At 72.1% G+C, this 16792-nt stretch carries 15 protein-coding genes; 11 read left to right on the top strand and 4 right to left on the bottom strand.

Going from position 1 to position 16792, the window contains the following annotated elements:
- Positions 1-377: 377 nt before the first annotated feature.
- Both ACIQCH_RS27330 and ACIQCH_RS27335 read right to left on the bottom strand, forming a co-directional pair.
- Entirely contained in the window at positions 378-674 is a 297-nt protein-coding gene (locus tag ACIQCH_RS27330) for an MTH1187 family thiamine-binding protein (RefSeq protein ID WP_402585085.1), read from the bottom strand.
- The gene (locus ACIQCH_RS27335) at positions 671-1015 is read right to left on the bottom strand and encodes a DUF3817 domain-containing protein (RefSeq protein WP_402585087.1); all 345 of its coding nucleotides are present in this window, start codon (positions 1013-1015) and stop codon (positions 671-673) included. The genes ACIQCH_RS27330 and ACIQCH_RS27335 overlap by 4 nt, the downstream gene beginning before the upstream one ends.
- A gap of 278 nt (positions 1016-1293) precedes the next feature.
- Between ACIQCH_RS27335 and ACIQCH_RS27340 the strand changes: the two genes are divergently transcribed.
- The 4 genes from ACIQCH_RS27340 to ACIQCH_RS27355 all read left to right on the top strand — a co-directional run bounded on the left by ACIQCH_RS27340 (position 1294) and on the right by ACIQCH_RS27355 (position 3947).
- Positions 1294-1932: an AIM24 family protein gene (locus ACIQCH_RS27340; protein WP_030201857.1), complete on the top strand. Its 639-nt coding sequence runs from the start codon at positions 1294-1296 to the stop codon at positions 1930-1932.
- Entirely contained in the window at positions 1932-2582 is a 651-nt protein-coding gene (locus ACIQCH_RS27345) for an AIM24 family protein (protein ID WP_030201860.1), read from the top strand. The genes ACIQCH_RS27340 and ACIQCH_RS27345 overlap by 1 nt, the downstream gene beginning before the upstream one ends.
- Positions 2582-3370: an AIM24 family protein gene (locus ACIQCH_RS27350; protein ID WP_402585089.1), complete on the top strand. Its 789-nt coding sequence runs from the start codon at positions 2582-2584 to the stop codon at positions 3368-3370. The genes ACIQCH_RS27345 and ACIQCH_RS27350 overlap by 1 nt, the downstream gene beginning before the upstream one ends.
- A 97-nt stretch (positions 3371-3467) precedes the next feature.
- Positions 3468-3947, top strand: coding sequence for a MarR family winged helix-turn-helix transcriptional regulator (locus ACIQCH_RS27355; RefSeq protein ID WP_402585090.1), 480 nt, complete (start codon positions 3468-3470; stop codon positions 3945-3947).
- 174 nt (positions 3948-4121) lie between these two features.
- Here the strand turns inward: ACIQCH_RS27355 and meaB are convergent, their stop codons facing one another.
- On the bottom strand, positions 4122-5081 hold the full coding sequence (gene meaB, locus ACIQCH_RS27360; RefSeq protein ID WP_402585092.1) for a methylmalonyl Co-A mutase-associated GTPase MeaB: 960 nt from the start codon (positions 5079-5081) through the stop codon (positions 4122-4124).
- 53 nt (positions 5082-5134) lie between these two features.
- Positions 5135-6337: an acetyl-CoA C-acetyltransferase gene (locus ACIQCH_RS27365; RefSeq protein ID WP_402585094.1), complete on the bottom strand. Its 1203-nt coding sequence runs from the start codon at positions 6335-6337 to the stop codon at positions 5135-5137.
- Positions 6338-6473: 136 nt separating this feature from the next.
- Between ACIQCH_RS27365 and mce the strand changes: the two genes are divergently transcribed.
- From mce to ACIQCH_RS27400, 7 genes are all read left to right on the top strand, one after another.
- Complete coding sequence (mce, locus tag ACIQCH_RS27370; RefSeq protein WP_402585096.1) at positions 6474-6914, top strand: methylmalonyl-CoA epimerase; 441 nt, start codon at positions 6474-6476, stop codon at positions 6912-6914.
- Positions 6915-7096: 182 nt separating this feature from the next.
- Positions 7097-11506, top strand: a complete 4410-nt coding sequence (gene scy / locus ACIQCH_RS27375) for a polarized growth protein Scy (protein ID WP_402585098.1) — start codon at positions 7097-7099, stop codon at positions 11504-11506.
- A gap of 182 nt (positions 11507-11688) precedes the next feature.
- The gene (locus ACIQCH_RS27380) at positions 11689-12627 is read left to right on the top strand and encodes a cellulose-binding protein (RefSeq protein ID WP_402585100.1); all 939 of its coding nucleotides are present in this window, start codon (positions 11689-11691) and stop codon (positions 12625-12627) included.
- A gap of 112 nt (positions 12628-12739) precedes the next feature.
- A complete protein-coding gene (locus ACIQCH_RS27385; protein WP_402585102.1) occupies positions 12740-13807 on the top strand; it encodes an ABC transporter ATP-binding protein in 1068 nt (355 codons plus the stop codon).
- A 2-nt stretch (positions 13808-13809) separates the two neighbouring features.
- Positions 13810-14589, top strand: coding sequence for an ABC transporter permease (locus tag ACIQCH_RS27390; protein WP_402585104.1), 780 nt, complete (start codon positions 13810-13812; stop codon positions 14587-14589).
- 253 nt (positions 14590-14842) lie between these two features.
- Positions 14843-15949, top strand: a complete 1107-nt coding sequence (locus ACIQCH_RS27395) for an ABC transporter ATP-binding protein (protein WP_402585106.1) — start codon at positions 14843-14845, stop codon at positions 15947-15949.
- Positions 15946-16770 carry an ABC transporter permease gene (locus tag ACIQCH_RS27400; protein WP_402585107.1) on the top strand — a complete coding sequence of 275 codons (825 nt, stop codon included), beginning with the start codon at positions 15946-15948 and terminating at the stop codon, positions 16768-16770. Before ACIQCH_RS27395 ends, ACIQCH_RS27400 begins: the two co-directional genes overlap by 4 nt.
- Positions 16771-16792 lie beyond the last annotated feature (22 nt).

Consider the following 16792-nt stretch of genomic DNA (forward strand, 5'->3'; position numbering starts at 1 on the left):
GGACCGGAGGCAGGCCCGGGCCAGGGGTGGCCGAAGGCCAGGGCGAAGCCCCTTGCCCCTGGGGTGGGCCTGCCGCAGGGCCTGCAGGCCGCCCCCGTCAAGCGCCGAGGGGACCCACACACCACGGGACCCACCCCCGAAGCGAGAGGCGTCCGAAGCCCGCCGGACGAACGCGACGGGGCTCCAGGAGAATCGCCAACCGGAAAGCGCAAGCCGAAAGGCGATCGGCGATCAGCGATCAGCGACCAGCGACCAGCGACCAGCGACCAGCGACCAGCGACCAGCGACCAGCGACCAGCGACCAGCGACCAGCGACCAGCGACCAGCGACCAGCGACCAAGGCAACACGTAGCAACACGCAGCAACACGCAACGGCGTCAACCCGCCAGATGTCGCTCCACGGTGGCCACCTTCGAGGTGAGGCCGTCCGTCACACCCGGCCGGATGTCGACCTTCATGACGACGGAGACCCGCGGGGCGCGCGCCTCGACGGCCGCGACGGCGCGCTTGACGACGTCCATCACCTCGTCCCACGACTCACCCTCGACGGAGGTGAACATGGCGTCGGTGCGGTTCGGCAGGCCGGACTCGCGGACCACCCGCACCGCCTCGGCGACGTACTCGCCGACCTCTTCACCGACGCCGAGCGGGGTGACCGAGAAGGCGACGATCACGCGGCGGCCTCTTCCTTGCGGGCGCGGGCGGCGATCACGCTGTCGGACTCGTCGCGCTTGAGGAGCTTGTCGCCGTACAGGCCGCCGAAGGGGATGACGGCGAGCAGGAAGAAGAGGGCGACCTTCTTCAGCGGCCACTTGGCCTTGTTCCAGACGTCCAGCAGGAAGAGCGCGTACAGCGTGAACAGCACGCCGTGCAGCATGCCCAGCGGCATGACGAGGTTGACGTCGGAGATCCGGCTCAAGAGCGAGCCGAAGATCAGCAGAGCCGGGAAGGAGAGCGCTTCGGGGATGGAGACGAGGCGCAGCCGGTGCAGGGCGGAGGCGGTCTTGATGTCCACGGTGAACCTTCGGGGCGGGGTGGTCGGGGGTCGGCGGGGACGGCCGTTGCGGACACCTGCGAGCGGGGGCGAAATGTCCGGGCCCATTCTCCCAAGCCGGTTTACCGGATCTTGACCGGGGGGTGCCTCCCGGCGGGCCGGACGCGCCGGGCCGGCGCTCCGGAGCGTCCGCGCATGTCCCGGCCGTGTACCGGTGTCGTCCCATCCGCGTCCCGTCCGGGCCGATATGGGCCCTGAGGCTCTGTTCGGTGTCGGCCGCTGCCCTTAACCTCTCCCCCGTGGCTCAGTTCCGACTCCAAGGCAGCAAGGTGCTCGCCGTCGACCTGTCCGGCGACACCGTCAAAGCGAAGAACGGGTCAATGGTCGCGTACGACGGCCAGATGGCCTTCAAGAAGATGTCCGGCGGGGGTGAGGGTCTCCGAGGCATGGTGACCCGCCGCCTGACCGGCGAACAGATGACCGTGATGGAAGTGCAGGGCCAGGGCACCTGCTACTTCGCCGACCGCGCGAGCGAGATCAACCTGGTCAACCTGCACGGCGAGAAGCTCTACGTCGAGTCCAGCAACCTGCTGTGCACCGACGGCGGGCTGCGCACCGGCACGACCTTCACCGGGCTGCGCGGCGCCTCGACGGGCAACGGCCTGTTCACCACCACCGTCGAGGGCAGCGGCCAGGCGGCCATCCTCTCCGACGGGCCGGCGGTGGTGCTGCGCGTCAGCGCCCAGTTCCCGCTCTCCGTCGACCCGGGTGCGTACATCGCGCACACCGGAAACCTCCAGCAGCACTTCCAGTCCGGTGTGACGTTCCGCACGTTGATGGGCGAGGGCGGCGGCGAGGCGTTCCAGATCCGTTTCGAGGGCGAGGGCCTGGTGTACGTGCAGCCCAGCGAGCGCAACACGATCGGGGGCGACGTCTGATGCCGTTCACCCAGATCAACTCGAAGATGGTCGAGGCCCAGGTGGTCCCCGGCCAGCGGCTGTTCAGCCAGCGCGGCGCGATGATCGCCTACCGGGGCGAGGTCGCCTTCACGCCCGACATCGCCGGCGGCCAGGGCGGCGTCATGGGCATGATCGGCCGGCGGGTGGCCAACGAGCAGGTCCCGCTGATGACGGTCGAGGGCCAGGGCTCGGTGATGTTCGGTCACGGCGGCCACCACGTCCACGTGGTCCAGATGACCGGCGACACCCTGTACGTCGAGGCGGACCGGCTGCTCGCCTTCGACGGCACCCTCCAGCAGGGCACCATGTTCATGGGCCAGCAGGGCGGCGTCATGGGCATGGTGCGCGGCCAGGTGACGGGCCAGGGCCTGTTCACCACCACGCTCGCCGGGCACGGCTCCGTGGCCGTGATGGCCCACGGCGGCGTCATCGAGCTGCCGATCACCCCGCAGCGGCCCATCCATGTGGACCCGCAGGCGTACGTCGCCCACCGCGGTGACGTGCGCAACAAGCTCTCCACCGCGCTCGGCTGGCGGGACATGGTGGGGCGTGGCTCGGGCGAGGCGTTCCAGCTGGAGCTGTCCGGTCACGGTGTCGTGTACGTGCAGGCCTCGGAGGAGAAGCTCTAATGACCGGACCCGTGGTCCTCGACCCGTACTCCCTGCCGTCCGACGACAACGTCAACGCCTACACCTTCTGCGTGGAGCTCAAGGGGAGCCAGTGGTTCCTGCAGAAGGGCAAGATGATCGCCTACTACGGGCAGGTCGAGTTCAACGGCATCGGCAACGGCCGCTTCGACCGGCTGCTGCGCACCAGCTTCCACTCGCCGCTGCACGCCTCCGACTGGGTGGTGGCGGAGGGCTCGGGCAAGATGCTGCTCGCCGACCGGGCCTTCGACGTCAACTCGTACGACCTCGACAACGGCAACCTGACCATCCGTTCGGGGAACCTGCTGGCCTACCAGCCCTCGCTGGCGCTGAAGCAGTCGATCGTGCCGGGCTTCCTGACGCTGATCGGCACGGGCAAGTTCGTGGCGGCCTCGAACGGGCCGGTGGTCTTCATGGAGCCGCCGCTGAAGGTGGACCCGCAGGCGCTGGTGGGCTGGGCGGACTGCCCCTCCCCGTGCCACCACTACGACCACGGCTACATGCAGGGCGTGATGGGCGGGCTGCGGCAGCTGGCCGGCATCGGGGGCGCCTCGGGCGAGGAGCACCAGTTCGAGTTCGTCGGCGCGGGCACGGTGCTGCTCCAGTCGACGGAGCTGCTGATGCCCGACCGGGCCATGGGGGCCGTGGGTCACGAGCCGGGGGTGCCGGCGCATGCTCCGGGCCCGATGGGGCAGATGGGCGGACAGCAGCTGGGGATCCCGCGGATGCCGGGGCAGCTGGGTGACCTCCAGCGCCGGTTCGGGCTGTGACCGATAGTCTTCGGACCATCACGGTCTGCACCTGGCATATGCCCGTGGCCCACCGGCAATTTTGTACGTAATTCAACTTCTTAGGTAGAGTCCTTGTATGGAGACGACTGAGACCGCCACCCGCTGGCTGACCGATGCCGAGCAGTGCACGTGGCGCACCTATCTGGACGTCAACCGACTCCTGACGCACCGCCTGGAAAAGGATCTCCAGCCCTTCGGCCTGACGAACAACGACTACGAGATCCTGGTCAACCTCTCGGAGTCCGAGGACCACCGCATGCGGATGAGCGACCTCGCCACCGCGACCCTGCAGTCCAAGAGCCGGCTGTCCCATCAGATCACCCGGATGGAGGCGGCCGGCCTGGTCGTCCGCGCCAACTGCGAGTCCGACCGGCGCGGCCTGTACGCGGTCCTCACCGACCAGGGCATGGAGACCATGCGGAAGGTGGCCCCGCACCACGTGGCCTCCGTCCGCCAGCACTTCATCGACCTGCTGTCGGACGACGCCCTGGCCGAGCTGCGCACGTCGCTGAAGCCGGTCGCCGAGCACCTGCGCAGCGTCCGCGGCAAGGCCTAACACCGGACCGCGGCTGCGGCACGCCGACGCCGCAGGTTGACGCGGGTAGACCCGGGCACGCCGAGGGCCCGCCCCCTTTCGAGGGGGCGGGCCCTCGGCGCGTACGGGACCCGGCCCGCCGGACTCCCGGCGGGCGGGGCCTCAGGTCCGTCCCGGACCTCCGAGGCTTTCGGCTCAGGCCTCCGTGAGGCTCGCCAGCAGCTCGTCGGACGCCGCGTACGGGTCCACCGCCCCGGCCACCACGCGCTCGGCCAGGGCGTCCAGGTGCCGGTCCCCGTGCAGGTCGCCGATGCGCGAGCGCAGGGCGGTGACCGCGATGGTCTCCACCTCGCGCGCGGCCCGGGCGATCCGGCGCTTGGCGAGCACGCCGTGCTCCTCCATCCACGCCCGGTGCTTCTCCAGCGCCTCGACCACCTCGTCCACGCCCTGGGCGCGGGCGGCGACCGTCTTGACGATGGGCGGGCGCCAGTCGCCGGGGCCGCGGGACTCGCCGAGGCTGAGCATGTGGTTGAGCTCGCGGGCGGTGGCGTCCGCGCCGTCCCGGTCCGCCTTGTTCACCACGTACAGGTCGCCGATCTCCAGGATGCCCGCCTTGGCGGCCTGGATGCCGTCGCCCATGCCCGGGGCGAGCAGCACCACCGAGGTGTCGGCCTGGGAGGCGATCTCCACCTCCGACTGGCCCACGCCCACGGTCTCGACCAGGACCACGTCGCAGCCGGCCGCGTCGAGCACGCGGATGGCCTGCGGCGCGGCCCACGCCAGCCCGCCCAGGTGGCCGCGGGTGGCCATCGAGCGGATGTAGACCCCGGGGTCGGAGGCGTGGTCCGACATCCGCACCCGGTCACCGAGCAGCGCGCCGCCGGAGAAGGGCGAGGACGGGTCGACGGCCAGGACGCCGACCCGCTTGCCCGCCTTGCGGTACGCCGTCACCAGCGCGGAGGTCGAGGTGGACTTGCCCACCCCGGGCGAGCCCGTCAGGCCCACCACGTACGCGTTGCCCGTGAGCGGCGCGAGCGCCGCCATGACCTCGCGCAGCTGCGGGGACGCCCCCTCGACCAGTGAGATCAGCCGGGCCACCGCCCGCGGCCTGCCCTCTCGGGCCTGGGCCACCAGCTGGGGGACGTCCACCGTCATGCGTGCTGCGCTCCTTTGCGTCGCTCGGCGTGGGATCTGCGGAGGGTCGGTACTCAGGCCTGGGGAACCCGGACGATCAGGGCGTCGCCCTGGCCGCCGCCGCCGCACAGGGCGGCCGCGCCCACGCCGCCGCCGCGGCGCTTGAGCTCCAGGGCCAGGTGCAGCACCACGCGGGCGCCGGACATGCCGATCGGGTGGCCCAGGGCGATCGCGCCGCCGTTGACGTTCACCTTTTCCGGGGTCACGCCCAGGTCCTTCATTGACTGGACGGCGACCGCGGCGAAGGCCTCGTTGATCTCGATCAGGTCGAGGTCCGCGACCTCCAGGCCCTCCTTGCCGAGGGCGTGCTTGATCGCGTTGGACGGCTGCGACTGCAGCGAGTTGTCCGGGCCGGCCACGTTGCCGTGGGCGCCGATCTCGGCCAGCCACTCCAGGCCCAGCTCCTCGGCCTTGGCCTTGCTCATGACGACCACCGCGGCGGCGCCGTCGGAGATCTGGGAGGAGGTGCCGGCGGTGATCGTGCCGTCCTTGGCGAACGCCGGGCGCAGCTTGCCGAGGGACTCCGTGGTGGTGTCGGGGCGGATGCCCTCGTCGACCGAGAAGAGCACCGGGTCGCCCTTGCGCTGCGGGATCTCGACCGGGGTGATCTCGGCCTCGAAGATCCCGTTCTTCTGGGCGGCGGCGGCGCGCTGGTGGGAGCCGGCGGCGAACTCGTCCTGCGGGGCGCGCTCGATGCCCAGGCGGGTGTTGTGCTTCTCGGTGGACTCGCCCATGGCGATGCCCTCGAAGGCGTCGGTCAGGCCGTCGTACGCCATCGCGTCGAGCATCTCGATCGCGCCGTACTTGTAGCCCTCGCGGGACTTCGGGAGCAGGTGCGGGGCGTTGGTCATCGACTCCTGGCCGCCGGCGACCACGATGTCGAACTCACCCGCGCGGATCAGCTGGTCGGCCAGCGCGATGGCGTCGAGGCCGGACAGGCAGACCTTGTTGATCGTCAGCGCCGGCACGTTCATCGGGATGCCGGCCTTGACGGCCGCCTGGCGGGCCGGGATCTGGCCCGCGCCGGCCTGGAGCACCTGGCCCATGATCACGTACTGGACCTGGTCGCCGGAGATGCCGGCCCGCTCCAGCGCGGCCTTGATCGCGACGCCGCCGAGGTCGGCGCCGGAGAACGTCTTGAGAGAGCCCAGGAGACGTCCCATGGGCGTGCGGGCCCCAGCGACGATCACCGACGTAGTGCTGTTCGTTCCGGACATGAGGCACGGCCCCTTGGATGAGGAGTGAACGAGGGTTTACCTGAATGTACTGAGCGGCACTCGGTGCCGTCATCGGGCATCCGGTGTGATCGCGCGCACGTTGCGTAACCACCCTGCCGACCGCTCCACTGGAGGCATGCTGACGAGAATCGACCACATCGGGATCGCCTGCTTCGACCTCGACAAGACTGTCGAGTTCTACCGTGCCACGTACGGCTTCGAGGTGTTCCACACCGAAGTCAACGAGGAGCAGGGTGTGCGCGAGGCCATGCTCAAGATCAACGAGACGTCCGACGGCGGCGCCTCCTACCTCCAGCTGCTGGAGCCCACCCGCGAGGACTCCGCGGTGGGCAAGTGGCTGGCCAAGAACGGCGAGGGCGTGCACCACATCGCCTTCGGCACCGCGGACGTCGACGGGGACGCCGAAGCCATCCGCGGCAAGGGCGTCCGCGTGCTCTACGACGAGCCCCGGATCGGCTCGATGGGCTCGCGGATCACGTTCCTGCACCCGAAGGACTGCCACGGTGTCCTGACCGAACTGGTCACCTCCAACCCCTCTCCCCACGCGGAGCACTGACCGCCGGATTCCCTGGCCGGTAGAGTGGCGGTGGCTCGGCCGGGGTCTGGTGTTTTTGCCGAGGGGTCGGGGCCTTCCGATTTGCGGCAAGATGTCTGACACCATTCCCCGGGGGCACCGTTCAGCGGGCGGACGGTGCTTTGGGAGAGAGCTTGCGACCAGGGGACGGATGGGACCGCGCCGTGCGGGGCTACGAACGCCAGGAGAGTCTTCAGCCTGAGGCCGACCATCTCTCGCGCTTCGAGGCCGAGATGGAGCGGCTGACGAAGGAGCGCGGGAAGGCCGTCCAGCACGCCGAGGACCTGGGCTACCAGGTCGAGGTGCTGCGCGCCAAGCTCCACGAGGCGCGGCGCGCGTTGGCGTCCCGCCCCGCGTACGAATCCGCCGACATCGGCTACCAGGCCGAGCAGCTGCTGCGCAACGCGCAGATCCAGGCGGACCAGATGCGCAGCGACGCCGAGCGCGAGCTGCGCGAGGCCCGCGCCCAGACCCAGCGGATCCTCCAGGAGCACGCCGAGCACCAGGCCCGGCTCCAGGCCGAGCTGCACCAGGAGGCAGTCAACCGCCGCCAGCGCCTGGACCAGGAGCTCAACGAGCGGCGCCAGACCGTCGAGGCGCACGTCAACGAGAACGTCGCCTGGGCCGAGCAGCTGCGCGCCCGTACGGAGTCCCAGGCCCGCCGCCTCATGGACGAGTCGCGCGCCGAGGCCGAGCAGTCCCTGAACGCCGCCCGCGCCGAGGCCGCACGGGTCGCCGAGGAGACCCGGCGCCGGATGACCTCCGAGGCGGAGGCCGCGCGCACCGAGGCCGAGGCCACCCTGCTGCGCGCCCGCAAGGAGGCCGAGCGGCTGCTGACCGCCGCCTCCGCGCAGGCCCAGGAGGCCACCGAGCACGCCGAGCAGCTGCGCACCTCCGCCACCGCGGAGTCCGAGCAGGCCCGCCAGCAGACCATGGACCTGGGCCGGGTCGCCGAGCAGCGCGTCCAGGAGGCGGACTCCGCCCTGCGGGCCGCCCGTACCGAGGCCGACAAGCTCCTGGCCGAGGCGAAGGAGACCGCGGACAAGCGGCTGGCGTCGGCCGAGCAGGCCGGCGAACAGCGCACCCGTACGGCCAAGGAACAGGTCGCCCGGCTGGTCGGCGAGGCCACGAAGGAGGCCGAGGAGCTCAAGGCCGAGGCCGAGCAAAAGCTGGCCGACGCCCGCGCCGCGGCCGACCGGGTCCTGGCCGAGGCCGTGGAGCAGGGCCGCACCGCCGCCGCGGAGGACACCGCGGCCCAGCTGGCGAAGGCGGCCCGCACCGCCGAGGACGTCCTGAACAGGGCCTCCGAGGACGCGCAGGCGACCCGTAAGGCCGCGGCCGACGAGGCGGAGCGGATCCGCCGCGAGGCCGAGGCGGAGGCGGGCCGGCTGACCTCGCTGGCGGCGGCCACGGCCGAGCAGCTCAAGGGCGCGGCCAAGGACGACACCGAGGAGTACCGGGCCAAGACCGTCGAGCTCCAGGAGGAGGCCCGGCGGCTGCGCGGCGAGGCCGAGCAGCTGCGCGCCGAGGCCGTCGCCGAGGGCGAGCGGATCCGCGGCGAGGCCCGCCGCGAGGCCGTGCAGCAGATCGAGGAGGCGGCCAAGACCGCCGAGGAGCTGCTCACCAAGTCGAAGGCGGACGCCGACGAGCTGCGCCGCGGCGCGGCCGCCGAGAGCGAGCGGGTCCGCTCCGAGGCCATCGAGCGGGCCACCGGCCTGCGCAAGCAGGCCGAGGAGACGCTGGAGCGCACCCGTGCCGAGGCGGACCGGCTGCGCGCCGAGGCCGAGGAGCAGGCGGAGGCGGTCCGCGCCGAGGCCGACGCGGCCGCCCGCGCGCGCCGCGAGGAGACCGAGCGGACGCTGGCCGACCGGCGCAGCGAGGCCGACGCGGAGCTGACCCGCCTCCAGGAGGAGGCCGAGGGCCGGCTGACCACCGCCGAGCGCACCCTGGGCGACGCCCGCGGTGCCGCGGAGGCGATGCGCCGCGAGGCGGCGGAGGAGAGCGAGCGGGTCCGCACCGAGGCCGCCGAGCGCAGCCGCGCCCTGGGCGAGCAGGCGGAGGCCGAGGCCACCCGGCAGCGGACCGAGGCCGCCGAGGACGCGGGCCGGATGCGCGCCGAGGCCGAGACGGCCGCGACCCGGCTGGTCGGCGAGGCCGAGGTCGAGGCCGAGCGCGTGCGCACCGAGGCGCAGGAGACCGCGGACCGGCTGCGCGCGGAGGCCCGGGCGGCCGCCGAGCGGGTGGCCGAGGAGGCCGCCGAGGCCCTGGCCGCGGCGAAGGAGGAGGCCGAGCGGCGTCGCCGCGAGGCCGAGGAAACGCTGGGTTCCGCCCGCGAGGAGGCCGAGCGCGAGCGCTCCCAGGCCCGCGAGCAGAGCGAGGAGCTGCTGGCCGCGGCCCGCAAGCGCGTCGAGGACGCCGAGGCGGAGGCCGTGCGGCTGGTGGAGGAGGCGGACGCCCGCGCCACCGAGCTGGTGTCGGCCGCCGAGCAGACCGCCCGTGAGGTGCGCGAATCCGTGGCGGGCCTGCACGAGCAGGCCGAGGAGGAGATCTCCGGCCTGCGCAGTGCCGCCGAGGTGGCGGCCGAGCGCACCCGCACCGAGGCCGAGGAGGAGGCGGACCGGGTCCGCTCCGACGCGTACGCCGAGCGGGAGCGGGCCACCGAGGACGCCAACCGGATCCGCACCGAGGCCCGCGAGGAGACCGACGCCGCCAAGGCGCTGGCCGAGCGGACCGTCGGCGACGCGATCGCCGAGGCCGAGCGGCTGCGCACCGAGGCGCACGAGGAGACCGAGCAGCTGCGGTCCGAGACGACCGAGGAGACCGAGCGGCTGCGCGCCGACACGGCCGAGTACGCGCAGCGCCTGCGCACCGAGGCCACCGACGCGCTGGCCGCGGCCGAGCGCGACGCGGCCCGCACCAAGGCGGACGCCCGCGAGGACGCCAACCGGATCCGTTCGGAGTCGGCCGAGAAGGCCGGCCAGGTCCTGGCCGAGGCCGAGGAGCGGGCGGAGGCCGTCCGCGGCGAGGCCGCCGAGGTGCTCGACGAGGCCCGTGCCGAGCGCAACCGGCTGCGCACGGAGGCCGCCGAGCAGGCCGACCGCCTGGTCGCCGAGGCCGCGTCGGAGGCGGAGTCCCTGACGGCCAAGGCCGCCGAGACCCTGACCGACGCGGAGCGGGACGCGGCGAGGACGCTGGAGGACGCCCGTGCGGAGGGCGCCCGGCTGATCGGCGAGGCCACCGCCGAGACCGAGCGGATGACGGTCGAGACGCAGGCCGCCAACGACCGTACGGTCGGCGAGGCCGCGGAGGAGGCCGAGCGGCTGCGCACCGAGGCCGCGCAGCTGCTGGACGACGCGCGCGCCGAGGGCGGCCGGATCGTCGGCGAGGCGACCGCCGAGGCGGATCGGGTCACCGTGGCGGCCGGCGAGACGCTGGCGACCGCGGAGCGCGAGGCCGAGCAGGCCCTCGACGAGGCGCGGGCCGAGGCCGCGCGGCTGGTCGAGGAGGCCGTCACGGAGGCCGACCGGCTCACCGAGCGCACCCGTGAGGAGAACGAGCGTACGGTCGGCGAGGCCGCGGAGGAGGCCGAGCGGCTGCGCACCGAGGCGGCCGAGGACCTGGGCTCGGCACAGGAGCACGCCGCGCGCACCCGGTCGGAGGCCGAGCGGGTCAAGTCCGAGGCCGCCGAGGCGGCGGAGCGGCTGCGCACCGAGGCGCGCGAGGAGACCGAGCGGCTGCTGGACGAGGCCCGCGAGGCGGCGAACAAGCGCCGCACCGAGGCCGCCGAGCAGGTCGACCGCCTCGTCTCGGAGGCCGTCACCGAGGCGGACAAGCTGACGACGGACGCGGCCCAGCAGGCGCTGGCGGCGACGACCGCGGCCGAGGAGCAGGCCGACGCGATGGTGGACGCGGCCCGTACGGAGGCCGCGCGCATCACCGACGAGGCGATCGTCGAGGGCAACACCCTGGTCGAGAAGGCCCGCACGGACGCGGACGAGCTGCTCGTCGGCGCCCGCACGGACTCGTCCGCCATAAGGGAGCGGGCGGAGGAGCTGCGGGCCCGCGTCGAGGCCGAGGTGGAGGAGCTGCACGAGCGTGCCCGCCGTGAGACCGCCGAGCAGATGAAGTCCGCGGGTGAGCGGGTGGACAAGCTGGTCAAGGCGGCCACCGAGCAGAGCGCCCAGGCCGAGGCGAAGGCCAAGGACCTGGTGTCCGAGGCGAGCAGCGAGGCGAGCAAGGTGCGCATCGCCGCGGTGAAGAAGGCCGAGCAGCTGCTCAAGGAGGCCGAGCAGAAGAAGGCCGAGGCGGTCCGCGAGGCCGAGCGCATGCGCACCGAGGCCGAGGCCGAGGCCGAGCGGCTGATCGAGGAGGGCCGCCGGGAGCTCGAGGTCCTGGTGCGCCGCCGGGAGGACATTCAGGCCGAGATCTCCCGTGTCCAGGACGTACTTGAGGCGTTGGAATCATTCGAGGCACCCGGAGGTGGCGGAAAGTCGTCGTCCAACGGCGCCGGCGGGGTGAAGGTCGGCGCCCCGGCGGGCCCCACTCGTTCGGGTGGCAAGTCGTCGGAGGGCTAGACACCCCGCCCGAATGTGTGCTCCTGATGGGGGTTCAGGCGAACGGGTGACAAGGGTTCTTGCGCCTTGCCACTCAAAAGGGGTGTCATTGTCCAGATCAAACGCGGATTGACTCGATGACACGCCGCTCGGACGCCTAGGATTCCCCTAACACCTCACCGGTCTCATTCGACAGGAACCCCATGAGCGACACTTCCTCCCCCTTCGGCTTCGAGCTCGTGCGGCGTGGTTACGACCGCGGTCAGGTGGACGACCGCATTTCCAAGCTCGTCGCCGATCGTGACAGCGCCCTATCCCGCATCAACTCCCTGGAGAAGCGCATCGAGGAGCTCCACCTCGAGACGCAGAACGCCCAGGCCCAGGTCAGCGACGCCGAGCCGTCGTACGCCGGCCTCGGTGCTCGGGTCGAGAAGATCCTGCGGCTCGCCGAGGAGGAGGCCAAGGACCTGCGCGAGGAGGCCCGCCGGGCCGCGGAGCAGCACCGCGAGCTCGCCGAGTCCGCCGCCCAGCAGGTCCGCAACGACGCCGAGTCGTTCGCCACGGACCGCAAGGCCAAGGCCGAGGACGAGGGTGTCCGGATCGTCGAGAAGGCCAAGGGCGACGCCGCGACCCTGCGCGCCGAGGCCCAGAAGGACGCGCAGTCCAAGCGCGAGGAGGCCGACGCGCTGTTCGAGGAGACCCGCGCCAAGGCCGCCCAGGCCGCCGCGGACTTCGAGACGAACCTGGCCAAGCGCCGCGAGCAGTCCGAGCGCGACCTCGCCTCCCGCCAGGCCAAGGCCGAGAAGCGCCTCGCCGAGATCGAGCACCGGGCGGAGCAGCTGCGCCTGGAGGCCGAGAAGCTGCGTACCGACGCCGAGCGCCGGGCCCGCCAGACGGTGGAGACCGCGCAGCGCCAGGCCGAGGACATCGTGGCCGACGCCAACGCCAAGGCGGACCGCATCCGCAGCGAATCGGAGCGCGAGCTGGCGGCGCTCACCAACCGCCGCGACTCCATCAACGCCCAGCTGACCAACGTCCGCGAGATGCTCGCGACGCTGACCGGCGCGGCGGTCGCGGCGGCCAACCCGATCGTCGACGACGAGCCGGTCTCCCGCGGGGTCCCGGCCCAGCAGAGCCGCTGACCACGGCACGCAGCACCCCGGTGCCGCACGCCGGCGCCGCACCACCCCCGAGACCCAGGGCCCTTCGTCACTCCGGTGGCGGGGGGCCCTGGGCCGTTCTAGCGTGAGCGGCATGATCGAGCTCGAAGGCCTCACGAAGCGCTTCGGACCCAAACTCGCCGTCGACGACCTCAGCTTCCGCGTGCGGCCCGGAGTGGTGACCGGCTTCCTCGGGCCCAACGGGGCCGGCAAGTCGACCACCATGCGGATGATGCTCGATCTCGACAACCCGACCAGCGGCACGGTCCGGATCGACGGCCGGCACTACCGGGAGCTCGACGAACCGCTGAAGTACATCGGGGCCCTGCTGGACGCCAAGGCCATGCACGGCGGCCGCAGCGCGTACAACAACCTGCTCTGCCTGGCGCAGTCCAACCGCATCCCCGCGAGCCGGGTGGCGGAGGTGCTGGACACGGTCGGTCTGACGGCGGTGGCGCGCAAGAAGACGAAGAGTTTTTCCCTGGGCATGGGCCAGCGGCTGGGAATCGCCTCCGCACTGCTCGGCGATCCGAAGATCCTCATGTTCGACGAACCCGTCAATGGTCTGGACCCCGAGGGAATTCACTGGATCCGACATCTGATGAAAGGTCTGGCGTCCGAAGGGCGAACGATCTTCGTTTCCAGCCATCTCATGAGCGAAATGGCACTGACTGCGGATCATTTGATCGTGATCGGCCAGGGCCGACTCCTCGCGGACACCTCCATGGCCGATTTCATCCAGCAGAACTCACGCAGTTATGTGCGCATCCGCTCGCCCCAGCAGGAACACCTCAAGGACCTACTCGCGAGTAACGGAATCCCCGCCGTGAGCGCGGGCTCCGGGGCACTCGAAATCGACGCGGTCACCTCCGAGGAACTCGGCGAGCTCGCCGCCCGGCACCAGATCGTGCTGCACGAGCTCAGCCCCCAGCGGGCCTCCCTGGAGGAGGCCTTCATGCGCATGACCGCCGAGACCGTCGAGTACCACGCGCACTCCCCCGGCGAGGACGCCGCGGGCCTGCCCCTGCCGACGGGCCCCCTGGCGGAGGAGCCGCGCCAGGCTCCCGGCGCACCCGGCTGGGGCAGCTCGTGGACCGAGGCACGGGCGAAGACCGCCGAGACCAAGGCGACCAGGACGACCAAGACGAGGAAGGAGGACTGAGCGTGGCTGCGGTACCCGCCGTCCTCACGTCCGAGTGGACCAAGATCCGTACGGTCGCCTCGACGTCCTGGACCCTCATCTCCGCCCTCGTCGTCACCGTGGGCCTCAGCGCCGGGCTGGCCGCGCTGACCAAGTCCCAGTTCACCCACCTCTCCGAACTGGAGCGGGCCACCTTCGACCCGACCCTGGTCAGCTTCTCCGGCATGGTGCTGGGCCAGCTCGCCATGGTGGTCTTCGGCGTCATGGTGGTGGGCACCGAGTACAGCTCCGGCATGATCCGCACCTCACTGGCCGCGGTCCCGCAGCGGGCCACGTTCTTCTTCAGCAAGGTCGCGGTGGCCGGCGTCCTGGCGTTGCTGGTCGGCCTGGCCACCAGCTTCCTCTCCTTCTTCCTCGGCCAGGCCCTGCTCGGCTCCCACCGCACGTCCATCGGCGAGCCGAACGTCCTGCGGGCGGTCGTGGGGGCCGGCCTCTACATGGCCCTGATCGCGGTCTTCTCCATGGGCGTCACCGCGATGCTGCGCAGCTCGATGCTGTCGCTGGGCATCCTCGTGCCGTTCTTCTTCCTGATCTCGCAGATCCTGTCGAATGTGCCGAAGGCCAAGGAGGTGGCCCGCTACTTCCCGGACCAGGCCGGCTCCAAGATCATGCAGGTGGTCCCCCGCGCCATGGGTTCCGACCAGGCCCCGTACGGCCCCTGGGGCGGCCTGGGCATCATGCTCCTCTGGGTGGCCGCCGCCCTGGTGGGCGGCTACGCCGTCCTACGCCGCCGGGACGCCTAGCGCAGCCACCCATCCCCCGTGGGTCCCCCACCCCCGGGCCACCCCATCCTCGCGGGACCCACCCCCGAAGCGAGCCGCCCCCGACCCCGCCCACCCCCACCCCCCTCTCAGGGACGACCCTGACCCAACCCTGATTCGACCCTGATCCACACCGGACGGGACTTCCGCCCCGGGCGGGAACCGTCAACCGGCCGATACTCTCTTACTTCCTGCCGGGACGAACGGCACCCCGGCTCACGAGGGCGAGAGAGGCATGATCGAGGCAGTCGGCCTGACCAAGCGCTACGGCACGAAGACCGCCGTCGACCAGCTGTCCTTCCAGGTCCGGCCGGGCGCGGTGACGGGCTTCCTGGGCCCCAACGGCTCGGGCAAGTCCACGACCATGCGCATGATCCTCGGCCTCGACCGCCCCACCGCGGGCCGGGTCACCATCGGCGGCCACCCGTACCGGGAGCTGCCCAACGCCCAGCGGCACGTCGGCGCCCTCCTGGACGCCAAGGCGCTGCACGGCGGCCGCCGCGCCCGCAACCACCTGCTCGCCCTCGCGCAGCTCTCCGGCATCCCGGAACGCCGGGTCGACGAGGTGCTCGGCGTGGTCGGCCTCCAGGACGTGGCGCAGCAGCGCACCAAGGGCTTCTCCCTCGGCATGGGCCAGCGGCTCGGCATCGCCGCCGCCCTGCTCGGCGACCCGCAGGTGCTGCTCTTCGACGAACCGGTCAACGGCCTCGACCCCGAGGGCATCCTGTGGGTGCGCAACCTCATGCGCAAGCTCGCCTCCGAGGGCCGCACCGTGTTCGTCTCCTCCCACCTCATGAGCGAGATGGCACTGACCGCCGACCACCTCATCGTGATCGGCCGCGGCCGGCTGCTGGCCGACATGAACGTGCAGGACTTCATCTCCCACAACTCGGCCGGCTTCGGCCGGGTGCGGACCGCGGACGACGAGCCCGGCGCCGCCGACCGGCTGGCCACCCTGCTCACCGGGGCCGGCGCCGCCGTGCTGCACGAACCGGACGGTGCGCTGCGCGTCACCGGTCTGCCGCTGCCGCGGATCAGCGACGTCGCGCACGGGGCCGGCATCCGGCTGTGGGAGCTCTCCCCGCACACGGCCTCGCTGGAGGAGGCGTACATGCGCCTGACCCAGAGCTCGCTGGAGTTCACCTCCACCGAGGACCCGCGGGCCGAGCTGCGCGAGCCGGAGCCGCCGGCGGACGCCTGGGCCGAGGAGGAGCCGGAGCGGATCGGGCCCGAGGGCTGGTACGCGCCGCCGCCGCCCGGAGCGGGCGGCAAGCCCTTCTTGATGCCCGCGCAGGCCGCGGACCTGGCGAGTACGAGCGAGCGGAAGGAGGACGACCGATGAGCGGGACCACCGCCACCCAGGGGTACGTCTCCGACATCCCGATCGCCAGACCCACCCTCGGGCACGCCGTGCTGTCCGAATGGACCAAGGTCCGGACGGTCCGCTCGACGGTCTGGTCGCTGATCGCCACGGTGGTGGTCACGGTCGGCATCGGCATGCTGCTCGCCTCGAACACGGACGACGGCGACTACAGCTTCCAGCCCTTCACCCTGCCCGGCCTCATGGGCATCATGCTCGGCCAGGTCGGCGTGATCACGCTGGGCGTGCTGATGGTCGCCTCCGAGCACGGCACCGGGCTGATCCGCACCACCTTCACCGCCGCCCCCGACCGGTACCGGGTCCTGACGGCGAAGTACCTGGTGTTCGCCGTCCTCGCGTTCACCGTCGTCCTCGGCTCCGTCACCCTGGTCACGCTCATGACCATGGTGCTGCACGCGGGCCCCGGCGCCGGTCCGCACGCCTTCGGCCGGGCCGTGTCCGGACTGGTCGGCGGCAGTGCGTACGTGACCCTGCTGGGTCTGCTCGGCCTCGCGGTCGGCGCACTGCTGCGGCACTCGGTGGGCGCGGTCACGACGATGCTGGGTGCGCTGGCGCTCCCGGCGATCATGCCGACGTTCCTGTTCATCTGGGAGCGCACGCTGCACGTGGGGCAGCTGCTGCTGTCCTACAGCGCGCCGGTCGGGCTCGCCTCGGTCTTCGGGATGCCGGCGACCGAGCTGGACGGCCCGCAGAGCGGTCTGCCCCAGCTGCTCGTGCTGGCCGGGATCACGGCTGCGGCGGTGTTCGCCTCGTACCGGTCGGTGGCGGCCCGGGACGTGTGACCCGGCCCCGCCACCCGGTGAC

The organism is Streptomyces sp. NPDC093225, assembly GCF_044753805.1.
Classification (GTDB): domain Bacteria; phylum Actinomycetota; class Actinomycetes; order Streptomycetales; family Streptomycetaceae; genus Streptomyces.